This is a genomic window from Shewanella sp. DAU305 (assembly GCF_026802235.1).
Classification (GTDB): Bacteria; Pseudomonadota; Gammaproteobacteria; order Enterobacterales; family Shewanellaceae; genus Shewanella; species Shewanella baltica.
Window position 1 is genome coordinate 172,897 of sequence record NZ_CP113808.1, and the last position, 17,675, is coordinate 190,571.

Annotated in this window: 12 protein-coding genes; 11 read left to right on the plus strand and 1 reads right to left on the minus strand. The window is 47.6% G+C overall.

Going from position 1 to position 17,675, the window contains the following annotated elements; translation table 11 throughout:
• Positions 1–5 precede the first annotated feature (5 nt).
• The 11 genes from OX890_RS00715 to OX890_RS00765 all read left to right on the plus strand — a co-directional run bounded on the left by OX890_RS00715 (position 6) and on the right by OX890_RS00765 (position 16,476).
• Positions 6–2,858, plus strand: a complete 2,853-nt coding sequence (locus tag OX890_RS00715) for a molybdopterin-dependent oxidoreductase (RefSeq protein ID WP_126493554.1) — start codon at positions 6–8, stop codon at positions 2,856–2,858.
• 26 nt (positions 2,859–2,884) lie between these two features.
• Positions 2,885–3,481, plus strand: coding sequence for a formate dehydrogenase FDH3 subunit beta (gene fdh3B / locus OX890_RS00720; protein ID WP_006083566.1), 597 nt, complete (start codon positions 2,885–2,887; stop codon positions 3,479–3,481).
• A 49-nt stretch (positions 3,482–3,530) separates the two neighbouring features.
• A complete protein-coding gene (locus OX890_RS00725) occupies positions 3,531–4,559 on the plus strand; it encodes a formate dehydrogenase subunit gamma (RefSeq protein ID WP_006083567.1) in 1,029 nt (342 codons plus the stop codon).
• 384 nt (positions 4,560–4,943) lie between these two features.
• A complete protein-coding gene (locus OX890_RS00730; protein WP_006084531.1) occupies positions 4,944–5,144 on the plus strand; it encodes a twin-arginine translocation signal domain-containing protein in 201 nt (66 codons plus the stop codon).
• A gap of 17 nt (positions 5,145–5,161) precedes the next feature.
• Positions 5,162–8,014, plus strand: a complete 2,853-nt coding sequence (locus tag OX890_RS00735; RefSeq protein WP_012090500.1) for a molybdopterin-dependent oxidoreductase — start codon at positions 5,162–5,164, stop codon at positions 8,012–8,014.
• 29 nt (positions 8,015–8,043) lie between these two features.
• Positions 8,044–8,613 (plus strand): formate dehydrogenase FDH3 subunit beta, encoded by a 570-nt coding sequence (gene fdh3B / locus OX890_RS00740; RefSeq protein ID WP_006083570.1) that lies wholly within the window; start codon positions 8,044–8,046, stop codon positions 8,611–8,613.
• 79 nt (positions 8,614–8,692) lie between these two features.
• On the plus strand, positions 8,693–9,676 hold the full coding sequence (locus OX890_RS00745; protein ID WP_012090501.1) for a formate dehydrogenase subunit gamma: 984 nt from the start codon (positions 8,693–8,695) through the stop codon (positions 9,674–9,676).
• Positions 9,677–10,098: 422 nt separating this feature from the next.
• Entirely contained in the window at positions 10,099–11,682 is a 1,584-nt protein-coding gene (locus OX890_RS00750) for a methyl-accepting chemotaxis protein (RefSeq protein WP_126493100.1), read from the plus strand.
• A 480-nt stretch (positions 11,683–12,162) separates the two neighbouring features.
• Positions 12,163–13,704 (plus strand): esterase-like activity of phytase family protein, encoded by a 1,542-nt coding sequence (locus tag OX890_RS00755; RefSeq protein ID WP_268649923.1) that lies wholly within the window; start codon positions 12,163–12,165, stop codon positions 13,702–13,704.
• Between the two features lie 133 nt (positions 13,705–13,837).
• Entirely contained in the window at positions 13,838–14,728 is an 891-nt protein-coding gene (locus OX890_RS00760; protein ID WP_126493104.1) for a hypothetical protein, read from the plus strand.
• Positions 14,729–15,084: 356 nt separating this feature from the next.
• On the plus strand, positions 15,085–16,476 hold the full coding sequence (locus OX890_RS00765) for a tetratricopeptide repeat protein (RefSeq protein ID WP_268649924.1): 1,392 nt from the start codon (positions 15,085–15,087) through the stop codon (positions 16,474–16,476).
• A gap of 72 nt (positions 16,477–16,548) precedes the next feature.
• Here the strand turns inward: OX890_RS00765 and OX890_RS00770 are convergent, their stop codons facing one another.
• Positions 16,549–17,451: a bile acid:sodium symporter family protein gene (locus OX890_RS00770; protein ID WP_259587196.1), complete on the minus strand. Its 903-nt coding sequence runs from the start codon at positions 17,449–17,451 to the stop codon at positions 16,549–16,551.
• Between the last annotated feature and the right edge of the window lie 224 nt (positions 17,452–17,675).

Sequence of the window (17,675 nt, forward strand, 5' to 3'; positions counted from 1 at the left end):
GTGTGATGCGATTAACCCGCAAAACAGACCAGGTTGTCGAATCTAAAGCGCCAGCACTGGGTCTCAATCGTCGTCAGTTCTTAAAATCGGCAGGTCTTGCCACAGGTGGCATCGCTGCGGCGTCCATGCTGGGCACAGGCATGATGCGTAAAGCACAAGCCCAAGAAGACATAGGCCACAATGTTCCCACCGAAGTTAAACGTACCATCTGTTCTCACTGCGCCGTCGGCTGTGGTGTATATGCAGAAGTACAAAACGGCGTGTGGACAGGTCAAGAACCGGCATTTGACCATCCCTTTAACCAAGGCGGACACTGCGCGAAAGGTGCGGCACTGCGTGAGCACGGCCACGGTGAAAAACGCCTGAAATACCCAATGAAGTTAGAAGGCGGCAAGTGGAAAAAGATCTCTTGGGATCAAGCGATTAATGAAGTCGGCGACAAGATGGAAGCGATTCGTCAAGAGTCAGGTCCAGATTCCGTTTACTTTATGGGTAGCGCCAAGTTTTCGAACGAACAAGCTTATTTATATCGCAAATTAGCGGCACTGTGGGGCACGAACAACGTCGACCATTCAGCCCGTATTTGTCACTCTACCACGGTAGCCGGTGTTGCTAACACTTGGGGCTACGGTGCGCAAACCAACTCGATTAACGATATTCGTAATACAAAGTGCATCATGTTTGTGGGTTCAAACCCAAGTGAAGCGCACCCAGTGGCAATGCAACATATCCTGGTCGCCAAAGAACGCGGCGCGAAAGTGATTGTTGTTGATCCACGTTTCACCCGTACTGCAGCGAAATCTGACGAGTACGTGCATATCCGTCCAGGTACAGATATCCCCTTCATTTATGGCCTGTTATGGCACATTTTTGAAAACGGCTGGGAAGATAAAGAGTTTATCAAGCAACGTGTATACGGCATCGAGCGTATCCGCGAAGAAGCTAAAAAATACACCCCAGAAGAAGTTGAACTGGTTGCAGGCGTGCCTAAGGCGCAAATGTACCGTGTTGCTAAGATGATGGCCGAAACGAAACCCGGCACTATCGTTTGGTGTATGGGCGGTACTCAGCATCACGTCGGTAATGCCAACACCCGTTCATACTGTATTTTACAGTTAGCCCTTGGCAACATGGGCGTTTCTGGTGGCGGGACTAACATCTTCCGTGGTCATGATAACGTGCAAGGCGCGACTGACTTTGGTTTGTTATTCGACAACTTACCCGGTTACTACGGCTTAACTTCAGGTGCTTGGGCTCACTGGTCCAATGTATGGGATCTCGATCCTAAATGGGTAGCCAGTCGTTTTGACCAAGGTGAATACCTAGGTCAAACACCACAAACCTCAACCGGTATTCCTTGCTCTCGCTGGCACGATGGGGTGTTAGAAGATAAAACCAAAATTGCGCAGAAAGACAATATCCGTCTGGCGTTCTTCTGGGGACAATCGGTTAACACTGAAACCCGTGGTCGTGAAGTGCGTGAAGCATTGAACAAGATGGATACTGTGGTTGTGGTCGATCCTTTCCCAACCATGGCAGGTGTCATGCACCAACGTAAAGATGGTGTGTACCTATTGCCTGCGGCGACGCAATTCGAAACCTATGGTTCGGTTTCTGCAACCAACCGTTCGATTCAATGGCGCACTAAAGTCATCGAACCACTGTTTGAGTCTCTGCCCGACCACATCATCATGTACAAGCTCGCTAAAAAATGGGGCGTTGAAAAAGAATTTTGTAAGCACATTCAAGTGAATGGCGATGAGCCTTTAATTGAAGATGTGACCCGCGAATTCAATACCGGTATGTGGACAGTGGGTTACACAGGTCAAAGCCCTGAGCGTTTGAAAATGCACCAAGAAAACTGGGGTACTTTCGACGTCAACAGCTTACAAGCTCCCGGCGGCCCTGCGAAAGGTGAAACCTATGGCTTACCTTGGCCATGTTGGGGTACACCAGAGATGAAACATCCTGGTACCCAGATCCTGTACGATCAATCAAAACACGTGAAAGACGGTGGCGGTAACTTCCGCGCCCGTTACGGTGTTGAGCATGATGGCGTCAACATTCTTGCCGAAGGTTCTTTCTCTAAAGGCAGTGAGATTCAAGATGGTTATCCTGAATTCTCCGCCGACATGCTCAAGCAATTGGGTTGGTGGGATGAACTCACAGATGCAGAGAAAAAACGCGCCGAAGGCAAAAACTGGAAGACAGATATTTCTGGTGGCATTCAACGTGTTGCGATCAAGCATGGCTGTATTCCCTATGGTAACGCTAAAGCCCGTTGTATCGTTTGGACTTTCCCAGATGATATCCCGAAACATCGCGAACCACTTTACACTCCTCGTCGTGACTTAGTCGCCAAGTACCCAACGTACGAAGACCGTATGGTTGCGCGTCTGCCGACCTTGTATAAGTCAATCCAAGATAAGGATTTTACCCAAGGCTTCCCGCTGACGCTGACCTCTGGTCGTCTAGTGGAATACGAAGGCGGCGGTGAAGAATCCCGTTCTAACCCTTGGCTTGCTGAGCTGCAACAAGAAATGTTCATCGAGATGAACCCTGCGGATGCTGCGGATCGCGGCGTGCGTGACGGTGACAATGTCTTTGTGCATGGCCCAGAAGGCGCCAAGATCACGGTTAAGGCTATGGTGACACCGCGTGTTATTGCCGGTGAATGTTTTATGCCATACCACTTTGCTGGTGTGTTTGAAGGCGAAAGCCTCGCGAAAAACTATCCTGAAGGCACAGTGCCTTACGTGATAGGCGAATCGGCAAACACCATTTTAACTTATGGCTACGATGTTGTGACTCAGATGCAAGAAACTAAGTCCAGCTTGTGCCAAATCAGCAAAGCCTAACCTACTTGATGAGGAGATAAGCCATTATGGCAGTCATGAAATTTCTGTGTGACACCAAGCGCTGCATCGAGTGTAACGGTTGTGTCACTGCATGTAAGAACGAAAACGACTCCGCTCTCGAGTGGGGAATCCAACGTCGCCGCGTGGTGACGATTAACGATGGTCTACCTGGCGAAGCTTCTATTTCAGTGGCATGTATGCACTGTACTGACGCTCCCTGCATGGCTGTATGTCCGGCAGATTGTTTCTACCGTACCGAAGACGGCATAGTGCTACACAACAAAGATACCTGTATCGGTTGTGGTTATTGCTTCTATGCTTGTCCATTTGGTGCACCGCAATTCCCGAAAAAGACTGCCTTTGGTAGTCGTGGCAAGATGGACAAGTGTACTTTCTGCGCCGGTGGCCCAGAAGAAACCTTCTCCGAAGCCGAGCGTAAAAAATACGGCGCCAACCGTATTGCTGAGGGCAAGTTACCTATGTGTGCTGAGCTTTGTTCGACAAAAGCCCTGCTCGCGGGTGATGCGGAAGTGGTATCCAATATCTACCGTCAACGTATGGCCTCTCGTGGCAATCCTAACGTGATTTGGGGTTACAACCCCAAGACAGGTGAGATTAACTAAGCAGAGCGAGGGTTAGGGAGTCATCCCTAACCTCTGGCAAGGAGTGAAAATGTTAAACAAACAGTTAAACAAATCACTGCGCAGTCTGTTTGCTCTGTTGGTGCTCGTCATGGGATTGGGATTAGGTTCAGTAATGAGCGCAAGCCCAGTACACGCAAGTGATCAGCAATCGAGTCAACAACAGGCAAAAGCGCAAACCAGCGATGCCGATCTTTGGCGGGCGGTAAAAGCAGGCGATGCCGGCTATACCACTGCCAAAGGGATAGATACTGGGGTGTTGATTAACGTTGCCGGTAACCAAGGTAAAGAACTGAGAAACCAATATCTAACCCCGATTATGGCGTTGGCCGTTGTCGGTGTGTTCGGGGCTTTCTTATTGTTTTATCTGGTGAATGGTCCATCAAAACTCAGCAAAGGCTTTTCAGGCAAGTTAGTGGCACGTTGGTCTAAGGCGGATCTGTGGATCCACTGGATCATGGCGAGCAGCTGCCTGACACTGATGTTTACCGGTTTAACCATAATGTTAGGTAAGCATGTTGTTCAGCCCATGTTAGGGCCTGATCTGTGGGCGCCATTGATCTACGGCAGCAAAACCATCCACGATTGGGCAGGTCCCATCTTTATCGCGGCTTGGGCTGTCTGTGTCGTCAAATGGATGCCGCTACAAACCTTCAAGATGTATGATTTGAAATGGTTTTTAGTGGTAGGTGGTTATATCAACTTTGGCCCGTTCAAAGGTAAACACCCCGACAGTGGTTTTGCTAACGCCGGTGAAAAAATGTGGTTCTGGACCCTGATGTTGTTTGGTTTATTCATCAGTGTTTCAGGCATCATGTTGGTATTACCTGGCTTAGACTTACCGCGCGAAGCCTCCATGGGCGCGCTACTGATCCACTCTATCAGCGCCATTATTCTGATTGCCTTTACCATAGTGCATATTTGGATGGCGACCGTACTCAGCGAAGGCGGTATGGAGTGTATGAAGTCAGGCTATTGTGATGAAAACTGGGCAATCCAGCACCACAATCTCTGGTATGACGAAATCAAAGCCAACGGCAACTTAAAGTATAAAGACTAAGTTAAACCGCAGCTTTTTGGTCCTTAAAACACCCCGCCATGCGGGGTGTTCTTTTATCTGTACTTCATTCGACAATACAAAAACTTAACACCTGAAACACCGTGATACAAAAAGCCGCCAGCGCCCTGCTCCCAAGGGAGTTGCGAAACTATGAGCGAGTTAACGCTTTAAGAGAACGGCAGTCGATTTCAACACTGCAAACTGTCCTAGATCAATTCCTACTCAACCCTTTCCTACTATATTGCCGTCACGCGCGATGATTGATGGCAAACAAGATGATTTCATTATCTTTTCCACCGCTAATCTTCACTTTTTGATAACAAGATGAATCCCACAAAAAGCCGTGCGATCTCAAAAAACTAAACCCTAATTTCAGGAGTCAGCATGAAGCAGCAACCCAGCGATTTATCTCGCCGATCTTTGCTTAAAGCGCTCACCGTCGGCAGCGTAGCGGGTGCCGCGATTGCCGCAACCGGCATGAGCGTGGCACAGGCCAGCGAGAGCAGCAAGGTAACCACCAAAGCGTCAAAGGGTTACCACGAAACTGCGCACATCAGCAGCTATTACAATAGCTTGCGCAGCTAATCTAGGAGAAGTCAGCGATGAAGTTAACTCGCAAGTCTAGTGTCGCCCCAGTGGCAGACAAACCGGCGTTAGGCATTAGCCGTCGTCAATTTATGAAGCACGCAGGTATTGCCACCGGTGGTATTGCGGCGGCATCACTAATGGGCACAGGCATGATGCGTCGCGTCGAAGCCAAAGAAGTGCCGCATGATGCCCCTATCGAAGTCAAACGTACTATTTGTAGTGCCTGCGCCGTCGGTTGTGGTCTGTATGCCGAAGTACAAAATGGCGTGTGGACGGGTCAAGAACCTGCATTCGATCATCCCTTCAACGCCGGTGGTCACTGCGCTAAAGGTGCGGCACTGCGTGAGCATGGCCATGGCGAAAAACGCCTGAAATACCCAATGAAATTGGTTGATGGCAAGTGGAAAAAAATCTCTTGGGAAGATGCGATTAACGAAGTGGGCGACCAAATGCTCAACATTCGTAAAGAATCCGGCCCAGACTCAGTGTACTTCATGGGTAGCGCTAAGTTCTCTAACGAAGGTTGCTACATGTACCGCAAACTGGCGGCCATGTGGGGCACAAACAACGTCGACCATTCAGCTCGTATTTGTCACTCTACCACGGTAGCCGGTGTTGCTAACACTTGGGGCTACGGTGCGCAAACTAACTCCTTTAACGATATCCAAAACGCGAATGCGATTTTCTTTATCGGTGCTAACCCTGCAGAAGCCCACCCAGTGGCGATGCAACATATCCTGATCGCTAAAGAAAGAAACAACGCTAAGTTGATCGTAGTTGATCCACGTTTTTCTCGCACCGCGGCGCATTCAGATCTGCACTGTGCATTGCGTCCAGGTACTGATATTCCGTTTATCTACGGTATGTTATGGCACATTTTTGAAAACGGTTGGGAGGATAAAACCTTTATCCAACAACGTGTTTTCGAGATGGACACCATTCGCGCCGAGGCGAAAAAATTTCCACCTAAAGAAGTGGAAAACATCACAGGTGTGAGTGAAGCCGAGGTTTATCAAGCCGCGAAACTCATGGCTGATAACCGCCCAGGTACTGTGATCTGGTGTATGGGTGGTACTCAACACCACGTCGGTAACGCCAACACCCGCGCTTACTGTATTCTGCAATTAGCACTAGGTAACATGGGCGTGTCAGGCGGCGGAACGAACATTTTCCGTGGTCACGATAACGTGCAAGGCGCGACTGACTTAGGTTTGTTGTTCGATAACTTACCGGGTTACTACGGCTTAACAACAGGTGCTTGGACTCACTGGACCCACGTGTGGGATCTAGACATGGAATGGATGAAAGGCCGTTTCGATCAAGGCACTTATCTTGGCCGTGAACCTATGACTACGCCGGGTATCCCTTGTTCCCGCTGGCACGATGGTGTGCTAGAAGAAAAAGGCAAACTCGCGCAGCAAGATAACATTCGCATGGCGTTTTTCTGGGGACAATCGGTGAACACCGAAACCCGCCAACGTGATGTGCGTGATGCCTTAGACAAGATGGACACAGTGGTGGTAGTCGATCCATTCCCAACTATGGCAGGTGTGATGCATCGCCGTAAGAATGGTGTTTACTTGCTACCAGCAGCGACACAATTTGAAACTGAAGGCTCAGTTTCTAACTCTGGCCGTAGTCAACAATGGCGCGAGAAAGTTATAGAGCCATTGTTTGAATCTAAAACCGATATCGAAATCATGTATCGCTTAGCGCAAAAACTCGGTTTTGCTGAGCAGTACACTAAACGCATCGCTAAAGAAAATGATTTGCCTGTGATTGAAGACATCACCCGCGAAATCAACCGCGGCATGTGGACTATCGGTATGACGGGCCAAAGCCCAGAACGCCTGAAACTACACACCCAAAACTGGGGCACCTTCAGCAACAAGACGCTCGAAGCCGCAGGCGGCCCAGCGAAAGGCGAAACCTACGGTTTACCTTGGCCATGTTGGGGCACGCCAGAAGCGAAACACCCCGGCACCCAAATTCTTTACGATCAATCCAAACACGTTAAAGACGGTGGCGGTAACTTCCGTGCCCGTTACGGCGTTGAATACAATGGTAAAAACCTATTGGCCGAAGGCTCTTTCTCTAAAGGTGCTGAAATCCAAGACGGTTATCCAGAGTTCTCCGACAAGCTGCTCAAACAACTCGGATGGTGGGATGATCTGACGGCGGCAGAAAAAGCCGAAGCCGAAGGCAGAAACTGGAAGACAGATTTGTCCGGCGGCATAGTTCGCGTAGCGATCAAGCATGGCTGTATTCCTTTCGGTAACGCTAAAGCCCGTTGTATTGTTTGGACTTTCCCAGACCAAGCGCCAGTTCACCGCGAACCGTTATACACGCCGCGCCGTGACTTAGTGGCCAAATACCCAACCTATGCCGACATGCAAGTGCACCGTCTGCCTACGCTGTATAAGTCAATCCAAGACAAAGACATGAGCGGCAAGTACCCACTGGTACTGACCTCAGGCCGTCTGGTTGAATACGAAGGTGGTGGTGAAGAATCTCGTTGTAACCCTTGGCTAGCTGAACTTCAACAGGAAATGTTTGTTGAGATAAGCCCTGCCGATGCAGCTGATCGCGGCATTCGTAACGGTGAAGACGTCTGGTTAGAAGGCGCCGAAGGTGGCCGCATTAAGGTACAAGCTATGGTGACGCCACGCGTTAAACCTGGCGTGACCTTTATGCCATATCACTTTGCGGGTGTGATGCACGGTGAAAGTTTAGCGTCTAATTATCCAGAGGGCACAGTACCTTACGTTATCGGTGAATCCGCTAACACTGCGCTGACCTATGGTTATGATCCTGTGACGCAAATGCAGGAAACCAAGGCATCACTGTGTCAGATCGTTAAAGCGTAAGTGCAGCTTAAGCTAGGAGAATTGCCATTATGGCTACAATGAAATTTTTGTGTGATACCAAGCGCTGCATCGAATGTAACGGTTGTGTCACTGCCTGTAAAAACGAAAACGACTCCGCTCTCGAGTGGGGGATCCAACGCCGCCGCGTAGTGACCATTAACGATGGTCAACGTGGTGAAGCCTCTATCTCTGTCGCCTGTATGCATTGCTCAGATGCACCTTGTATGGCAGTTTGCCCAGCAAATTGCTTCTACAGAACCGACGACGGCATAGTGCTACACAACAAAGATGCCTGTATTGGTTGCGGTTACTGCTTGTACGCCTGTCCGTTTGGTGCGCCACAGTTTCCGAAAAAAGGTGCCTTTGGTAGCCGTGGCAAGATGGATAAATGTACCTTCTGCGCTGGCGGCCCAGAAGAAAACCACTCAGAGGCAGAGCGCCAAAAATACGGTTCAAACCGTATTGCCGAAGGCAAACTGCCTATGTGTGCAGAACTGTGTGCCACTAAGGCCCTGTTAGCGGGTGATGCTGAAATTGTTTCAAACATCTTCCGTGAACGTGTGGCTTACCGTGGTGCTAAAAACGCGGCTTGGAATTAATTCAGGTCAACAGGATCTGTCCACAGACTTAGCTTAGCGCCTGCTCAGGCGGGCGCGACTAAGTGAGAGAGGATGTATGATGAACAAATGGTTCAAACACATAGGTTTAGCCATAGCACTGCTATTTAGTGCCGTGTGTATAGCCAATGGTGGTGATGAACTGGCGAATCAAGTTCAACAGTCTGATGCCCAAATTTGGGCACAACTGAAGGATGGTGCCACGGGATACACTACCTCCCAAAGTGAGTTTCATGCTCAACCCATCAATACCTATGATCTACGGGTATTAGAGCTACGTAGCGACTGGTTAGCGCCGGCCTTAATGGCAGCACTATTCGGCATGATTATTATCTTTGTCTTATTTATCAAGGTGAACGGCATCTCCAAGCTGCACCATGGTTTTTCAGGCAAGTTAGTGCATCGCTGGTCTAAGTTTGATGTTTCAATCCACTGGTTAGGCGCGATCCCGTGCTTACTGTTGATTTTAACGGGCTTAACCTTGCTGGCAGGTCGCTTCTTCTTCCAACCTTGGTTGGGCGAAGGCATCTGGGAAGCCATCGTCTACGGCGCGAAGCAAATCCATGACGTGATGGCGATTCCCTTCATGATAGGTTGGGCATTAATGACCACCCTATGGGCGAAAAACCAGCTGCCAAAAATGTACGACGTAAAATGGTTCTTAGTCGTGGGCGGTTACATTAACTTTGGCCCGTTTAAAGGTAAGCACCCAGACGCAGGTTTTGCGAACGCCGGTGAGAAAATGTGGTTCTGGGCCTTTGCCCTATTTGGATTAGTGATTTCGGCCTCGGGCATGTTGTTACTCTTCCCTAACCTATTCGAACCTAGCCGTACATTAAGCTTGATCGCACTTGTGCTGCACTCTGTCAGCGCAATCGTGATCTGTGCTTTTTCTATCGTACACATCTTCATGGCAACCGTGATGTCAGAAGGCGGTATGGAATGTATGGTGTCTGGCTACTGTGATGAAAACTGGGCAAGCCAACATCACAACCTGTGGTTTGACGAAATCAAAGCTAACGGCACCTTGAAATACAAAGACTAACTGCCATTGACTCGTCTCAACGCATAAAAGAAACCGTCGGTTTAACTAAAAACACCTCGCAGCGTCGAGGTGTTTTTCTTCATGCCAATATTGATACATTTTAAAACATTTACTCAATATGTGATGTCGCTCACAAGCGGCAATACCTGTGTTGTTTCTATGTTTCGAAATTTAGGAGATTTGACAAATTATAAATTAAAAACAATAAGTTAGAATTCAACGTTATTTTGCAACTCAATATATAATCAACCCAGCGTTTGATTACATGCAACAATATGAAAACAAGTATTAATAAACAATGCCTTACGGCGTAATTTAAACAACCATCAATTTGCACCCTCTTATTTCAGGCTGTAAAATGACCATATTGTGTAATTTTATTACATCACCTCTTCTATCCGTTCTACATCCTTAAGGTCACTATGTTTAATAATGCTAAAACCAGCACTCTGACGGCTTTGCCCTCGGTGATCGCGAGTATTCTACTCATCATCATAGGTATCTCATCCTATCGTAGCTTTACCGATCTCGGTGAAACTAGCCGTCGCTTAGTCAACAATACCCAACTGGCAGAAACCTTTACCAATATACGTGCTGAATTCTTTGAAATTCGTTTAGCGACGCTAGTCCATAAAGAGAAAGGCATTACCGAACATCAACAGAACATTGGCCAGCTAGTCGCTAAACTCTCTGAATTTAATACCAATTTCATGGGCCAAAATGCGCGTAACATTCAGACTTTACAGCCACAGATAGAGCAATATGTCCGCCTCTACCGACAAGAAGTTACGCTTGCTGAACGCACCGCCACAGAAGCGGAATTAACTGAGGAACGTCGTGAACTTGGCCCTAAAGTCAGCGATCAAATTAATCAACTCGTTTCACTAATCACTATCCGTAACCATGAGTTAGGAACTCAGGCAGGAAGTAAGATTGCTATCGCAGAAAGCTTGTTACTGGGCTTGATCTTATTTGCCATCGTCGCCTCACTTCTCAGCGCGCTCTTTATGAGCAAACGCTTAGTCCGAATCGTCAATGACATTAAGCGGGTAATGGAACGCCTAGCCAATGGCGATCTGACACATAAGACGAACATTAAGGGTGACAACGAACTCTGCTCACTCGCCACAGATCTCGATCGCGTTATCGATAATCTACGCCATATCATCTCAGATATTACCCAAGCCTCAGATCACATGTCTGACCAAATTGGCCAACTGAATGTGCAATCCAATACTAATAGTGGTGCGCTACAAACTCACGCAGTTGAAACCGACCAAGTCGTAACGGCCATGACAGAAATGAGCGCGACTGCCCACAACGTTGCAGGTGATGCCGCGTCTGCAGCCCAGTTTACTCAGCAAGCCAATGAACAAGCTGATAAATCGAAGAAAGCCGTTGAACAGGCCGCAAACACTGTGATTGCCTTGGTGACTAAAGTCGACGTAGCAGCCGATGCGATTAATGATATGAACGAAAACACTCGTCATATCGCCGCTATTTTAAATGTAATTGGCGAGATTGCCGATCAGACCAATCTACTCGCCCTCAATGCGGCTATCGAAGCTGCCCGTGCCGGTGAACAGGGTCGGGGCTTTGCCGTTGTCGCCGACGAAGTACGTACGCTAGCCGCTCGCACTCAAGCCAGTACATCCGAGATTAATCAGATGCTTGAACGTTTACGCCGCGGTGCCGACGCGGCCGTCACAGCAATGGAGCAAACCAAACACAGTTGCCAACAAGCCGCTGACACAACCACTCTGGTAACAGAAAATCTCGATACCCTGACCGCTTATGTGTTCGATATTAATGGGCTCAGTAATCAAATCGCGACCGCAGCAGAAGAGCAAAGCGCTGTCACCGAAGAGATAAATCGTAATCTGACCACCATTCGTGAAATGGTCGATGAACTGAATCAAAGTGGTAAAGCCACCCTCAATAGCGCAACCTCTTTGGCCGCGACGAAAGAACAACTCGTCGGCGTGGTATCGCATTTTAAGCTTTAGATTTAGGCTCCCTGAAAAAAGCTTTTAAATCTGCGGCCTAATAACAAAAATTATTGGGCTGTCAGATTTTTAGATGAGATATAAAGCGCGTCACACACCTGCAATATAAATCGCAGCCAAGAAAACTAACCTATTATTAATACTGTATTTTTATAAAAAATTATTTACCAAAAAATGATTAAATTGATTCAGTGTCAACAGTACTAAAGCAATAATAAGAGCGTGAAGCCTGTAGTTCAGAAATGAAGTTTGCCCATCACTCATTCCCACAATATTAAATACCACTAAAAACTTCGGACACAGCCAATCAACCACGCCATCGTCGGCTTCCATCCAAAACCAACACACCGTATTACTCGTGAACATCGTATTCGTACTCGATACGTTAAGCGACACACTTGTCACATTTAGTTCACAACCTAACTTTATATTACCTGCCAACAACATAGCTAATTACTTTAAGAATCAGGATATATTAAGATGAAAAATGTGCTCGTCACCTCAGGCTTGTGCCTGTCAGTTTTGCTACTTAATGCTTGTAATTCGGATGATAAAGACATCAGTAGCCTGACCACACAAACCACCTTAATTGGCGGTGATAGCCACTGCTGGATGGGCGGCACTCGCACAGATTCGGGTCTTGATAACAACGATAACGGCAAGCTCGACAGTAATGAAGTGGTTGATAGCAGCTATGCATGTAACGCCGACCTGTTTACGGACAAAGCGGTGCATTTACCTTTCACTGTGCTGCGCGATGATTTAGACAATGGCGCTATGCCTGGTACTAAATTTGAAATTCGTAACGGCGGCTATGGCTCTGATGCAGCGCCCAACCCCAATAACCCTATTCAATTTTATGCCCTCACCGATCGCGGCCCGAATGCAGATTACAGCGGTAGTTTAGGCAAAGGAAAAATGTTTCCAACGCCTGACTACACGCCACGTATCGGTTTGTTTGAACTGCAAACCAATGGCACTATCACTAAGGTCAAAGACATCTTATTTAAACGCCCTGATGGCAGCTTGATCACTGGACTGCCTAATAGCAGTAGCCTTGGAGGCACAGGAGAAATCCCCTATGACGCAGCAGGTGAAGTCATTCGTCAAGACATGAGCCAGCCTTATAATGCCCAGACCAACCCCATCAAACTCGATGATTATGGGTTAGATTCTGAAGGTCTCGCCGCCATGGATGATGGCAGTTTTTGGGTCAGCGATGAGTATGGTCCACACATAGTGCATTACTCGGCTGAAGGGGTAGAAATAGCGCGGATTAATCCTTTCGCAGACGATGCACGCAACTTATATAGCCTACCGGCAGAATTTGCTCATCGCCGTGCCAACCGCGGGATGGAAGGGCTGACCATCACGCCCGATCAGTCGACACTTGTGGGCATAATGCAATCGACCATCTCCAATCCCGATAAGAGTGTTAACAACAATACCCTGACTCGAATCGTGACCATCAACTTAGCGACAGGCGCTATTAGCCAATATTTATATCAGCAAGAAATTGCCCAAAACTCTAACTCAGCAATCGTTGCCTTAAGTAACAGCCAATTTTTAGTGTTAGAACGTGATGGCAAGTTTTTTAATATCGACACTGATGTGATGAAGCATGTGTACAAGATAGATATCAGCGGCGCGACAGATCTCGAGACCGTCACTGCACAAGCTGATATAGCCCAAGATGCGGCGTTAGGTTTAACCATTAAAGGTAAAACCTTAGAGCAGGTAGCGCTAAGCGATGGCTGGGAGGCACTTGCAGCTAATGGCATCATACCCGCGACAAAATCACTGGTGCTAGATATGGCCGCTAAAACACAATATCCCCATGACAAAATGGAAGGTTTGTGGGTAATTGATAATAAGCGTTTAGGTGTGCTAAATGACGATGACTTTGCCACTTGGAGTAATAACAACACCTTAGAACAGAAATATCTCGATAGTGCGCAAAGTGATATCGACGGCAACACTTTGTATATCGTTGACGACTTACCCTTATCGGCTGATAAATAACCATTAAGTATTCAGCCACATGAGACATCACTGTCTTATAGTGGTGGCTCATGACACACTCAAGTTGCAATAGAAGTCGTTATAACGAAAGCGTAAACCACCTTGCATCAGCACATCACTTAAGGATTAACCGATGAAAACTGCTTCACAGGCGATGATGTCATTCACGTTAGTCTCAAGTGCCCTGCTCGCTTCATGTGCAGCACAGGCCAATCCAGTCGAAACATCAAGGGAATATAAGCTGCTGCTCGACCCAAGCCACTTTAATTATGCTACTCAAAGCACAACCGCCAATAGCTATCTAACGGATGCTAAACAAGCCATTAGCAACGTAATTAGTCGCAATGTCACAGGCTCTTGGGCATTAACCAAAACACGTCAAGTAGCCTTCTATGACACCCCAACCAGTTGTCAGTTAAAGCAATTAGGTTATATCTTTCGTAACCGAACGAGCGATGGCAAAAGTGAAGTAACCCTTAAATTTCGCAGCCCTGATCGATTTATTGCTGACTTTGAAGATCTCAGCTCGACCGATAATCAAGCCGACACTAAACTCGAAGCCGATATCAGTACCGATATCAATAATGGCATCCGCATCGTGTATAGCCATTCAACCACCACGCCAAACACTCGCACCTTAAATGATATGGCCGATGTAAATAGTCACTTTTCAGGCTTTGCCGACGCTTACGGTTTAAGTAGCAATCTCACACTCGCCAAAGTCGGTGGCCTTACGATTAATGAATATCTGTTTGAAGGCAGTGAAATCGATTTAGGCAGCATAGACGCCTCACTCGAACTCACGCTGTGGTACACCAACTCCCCAAGTGCCTCGCAGCAACCCGTGATTGCCGAAGTATCCTTTAAATATAAAGATCCCAATGGCAATTACACCGCCAAAGTCGTGCAAAGAGCCAAGCTGGCTTTCGGCGCTATGGCGCAAATGAGTGCATGGAACTCAACGAGTTCACTTACTAAAACTGCTTTTATCTATGCAGCAACACCCAATTTTTGCAGTCAATAGCGACACAAATCAGCGTCGTTAACACTAATACCAATCGTATTAAATATCTGTTCATTCAGCGGGAGTTCAACGCGCTTTAGACAAGGCGAAGGCTTGAAGGCATAGTGGTGCTCTGTCGAAAGCCTTGAACGCAGTATAAAGCGCGTTGCCATGCCATTAACATCAGCCGCCCTTTGGGAGCCCCTTCAAACTGGCAATGCCACACAATAGTCACGGCAGTGCTATCGCTGCAATTCATCCGCAAGTCATAACACAGTGGCAAACAGCAAGACTTGCTTGTAGCATAACAAGCCACTATGTTAGCCAACTTCACTAGCACTACCACTTGCAAGTACCCGCTTAACTACAAGGATGTTATGAAGATATTCACGATTGCGACTCTCCTATTACTGTTGACCCTAAGCTTTGCAGCAACGGCGGAAAAATCCGCGCTGGAACAGTTATTTGAGCAACAACAATACGACGCTTTCTTACAACAAGCGCAGCAGCAAGCCGCAGAAAACAATGCTGAGGCGCTATTTCTACTGGGTAAAGCCTACCATCTCGGCCGCGGCGTAACGCAAGATAATGTCACCGCCAGCCAATACTATGAACAGGCCAGAGCCTTAGGTTCGGCCCGTGCCAGCCATAATCTAGGCAGCATGGCGCTGGATAATGATAGCAAAACGAAGGCCATCCCCTTGTTAGAAGAAGCACTGGCGCGGGGCCTTAAGCTACCGACCTTATATAACCTAGGGCGAGCACACAGTCCGGCAGATCCCAGCTCAAGGTTCTATCTAACGAAAGCAATCGCAGCGGCGCAGCGAGCGGGGAGTTACTTTGGACAAGCCTTTGAACTTCAACCCGACAACCTCTATCTGGATAATGCCTCACGCGAGTATCTGCGCGCCTACTTAATAGCGATGCAAAGTGTCGGCAGCGAAAAAGAAAGTCTCGACCTCCCGCAGTTACGCCAGCAAGCCATAAAGTGGCTGGAATTGGGTATGGCAGCAGATGACGGTACGGCGTGGACAAACTACGGCGCCCTACTGTTGAATGAAAATGACTACAGCGGCGCAAAAACCGCATTTTTACAAGGTGCTAAGCGTCAAGTTGCCATCGCTAACTATCATTTAGGCAGTATGGAAGAGCGCGGTTTGGGCGCAGAAACCGATAAAGTGCAAGCACTGGCATACTACGAGAAAGCAGCGTTAGCAGGCATGGAACAAGCGAAGGCTCCCGCTTATGAACTGCTTAAGGCACAACTGGAATATGAAGACGATCTCACTAAATTGGAACAAGGCATTGCCCGCTTTAATGCATTAAAACAGCAAGATCAGTATGTTCCCATCTCACTGGACTCAGTTATAAATCGGCTGGCGTGGGGCACGTTTCTGGCACAGCAGCGGCAACAGACTATTTTGCTACCAACAGCGGCCAAAACCCAATTAAGCTTGCAAGCCTGTGGTTTAGGCTACAACCAATTGCATGGCAGCACATTTAATATTGGAGAAAACTCGCACTGGCGTATGGCGGCGTATCTAACCTTAGCTGACAAAATTGCTTTACCACTTGAAGGCAGAGTCGACGAACATGGCTGTGCCAGCTTAACGATTGCCATGACAGATCAGCTGTATCGCTTATTACAACAAGGTGCCGTATTCGGATTGCGCTTTCCCAACTACACCCTGCCACTGGCATTAAGCCAGCAAGAAAATATCTTGCAGCTGACACTTATGCCCGTCGAGACCCCATTACCGGTTGATTAGTCACAGCAATCTAAGCCTGTGGCCGCGCTTGCTAGACCACAGGTATTGTCTATTTTCGATAGCAACATCTTATTATTCCCTCGCCCAATATCCTGCCAACATGGCGCCTGATAGGTTATGCCATATCGAAAATATCGCGCTGGGGATGGCAGAAATAGGGCTAAAAAACTTGATGCACAAAGCGGTAGCTAGGCCAGAGTTTTGTAGGCCGACTTCGATGGAAATGGTTTTACAGACGGTATGGTTAAAGCCTAATAAACGGCAGCAAAAGTAGCCTAAAGCGAGGCCAAAACCATTATGTAAGAACACTGCCAGCAAAATAATGGGGCCAACTTTATCAAACTGATTGGCATTTAACGCCACGATAATCGTAATCGCCATCACGATTGCCAAGATTGAAATCAACGGCAATGCGGGAGCGACTTTGGCCACCAGCGATTTAAAGAAATGATTGATGATCACGCCTGCGCTAACGGGGAACAGCACGATTTTCACTAAGCTCAGTAGCATGTCGGCAAAGGGAATATCAATCATCTCGCCAATCAACAGCTTAATAATCAGTGGTGTTAATACTACGCCCGCTAAGGTCGACAGTGCCGTCATGGTTATCGATAAAGCCACGTCGCCTTTTGCCAAATAACAGACCACGTTTGAGGCGGTGCCGCCTGCCACGCTGCCCACCAACACCATGCCTATGGTGAGTTCCCTATCTAATCCTAATAACTGGCTGATCAATAATGCGCTGAGCGGCATGACCGAAAATTGCAGTATCAGCCCAGTCAGCACGGCGCGTTTTTGTTTGAATGCATTAGCAAAATCCTGCAGATCTAAGGTGAGCCCCATAGAGAGCATGATGATCACCAACAGCGGCACTATGGCGGATTTAAGCTCAGTAAACCAACTCGGCATCAGATAAGCTGTCACTGCGCCTATCAGTGCCAACAGCGGGAAGAAGCGGTTTACGTTTACCAACATAGCTAGCCCTTTAGATCATGAGGTTATTTCATCGCTCGGATGATGACAGTCGAGCATTGGATAGACAAGCGCTAATCCGTCAGCAATAAAAACCTTTAATGGTGATATTTTAATCTCCACATTTAGACTGACACCTTAAGTTAACTCCTCAAATTCACAGTAAATTCCTCCAAAAAGTACAGGTTAAAAATGCATGCTTAATCACTAAAACATGATCTGCTTAA

Excerpts from the sequence above, each read along its gene's own strand:
- OX890_RS00735 (WP_012090500.1), top strand. The coding sequence starts at position 5,162 with ATGAAGTTAACTCGCAAGTCTAGTGTCGCCCCAGTGGCAGACAAACCG.
- OX890_RS00730 (WP_006084531.1), top strand. The coding sequence starts at position 4,944 with ATGAAGCAGCAACCCAGCGATTTATCTCGCCGATCTTTGCTTAAAGCG.
- fdh3B (WP_006083570.1), top strand. The coding sequence starts at position 8,044 with ATGGCTACAATGAAATTTTTGTGTGATACCAAGCGCTGCATCGAATGT.
- OX890_RS00750 (WP_126493100.1), top strand. The coding sequence starts at position 10,099 with ATGTTTAATAATGCTAAAACCAGCACTCTGACGGCTTTGCCCTCGGTG.
- OX890_RS00760 (WP_126493104.1), top strand. The coding sequence starts at position 13,838 with ATGAAAACTGCTTCACAGGCGATGATGTCATTCACGTTAGTCTCAAGT.
- OX890_RS00745 (WP_012090501.1), top strand. The coding sequence starts at position 8,693 with ATGAACAAATGGTTCAAACACATAGGTTTAGCCATAGCACTGCTATTT.
- OX890_RS00770 (WP_259587196.1), bottom strand. The coding sequence starts at position 17,451 with ATGTTGGTAAACGTAAACCGCTTCTTCCCGCTGTTGGCACTGATAGGC.
- OX890_RS00755 (WP_268649923.1), top strand. The coding sequence starts at position 12,163 with ATGAAAAATGTGCTCGTCACCTCAGGCTTGTGCCTGTCAGTTTTGCTA.
- OX890_RS00715 (WP_126493554.1), top strand. The coding sequence starts at position 6 with ATGCGATTAACCCGCAAAACAGACCAGGTTGTCGAATCTAAAGCGCCA.
- OX890_RS00725 (WP_006083567.1), top strand. The coding sequence starts at position 3,531 with ATGTTAAACAAACAGTTAAACAAATCACTGCGCAGTCTGTTTGCTCTG.
- OX890_RS00765 (WP_268649924.1), top strand. The coding sequence starts at position 15,085 with ATGAAGATATTCACGATTGCGACTCTCCTATTACTGTTGACCCTAAGC.
- fdh3B (WP_006083566.1), top strand. The coding sequence starts at position 2,885 with ATGGCAGTCATGAAATTTCTGTGTGACACCAAGCGCTGCATCGAGTGT.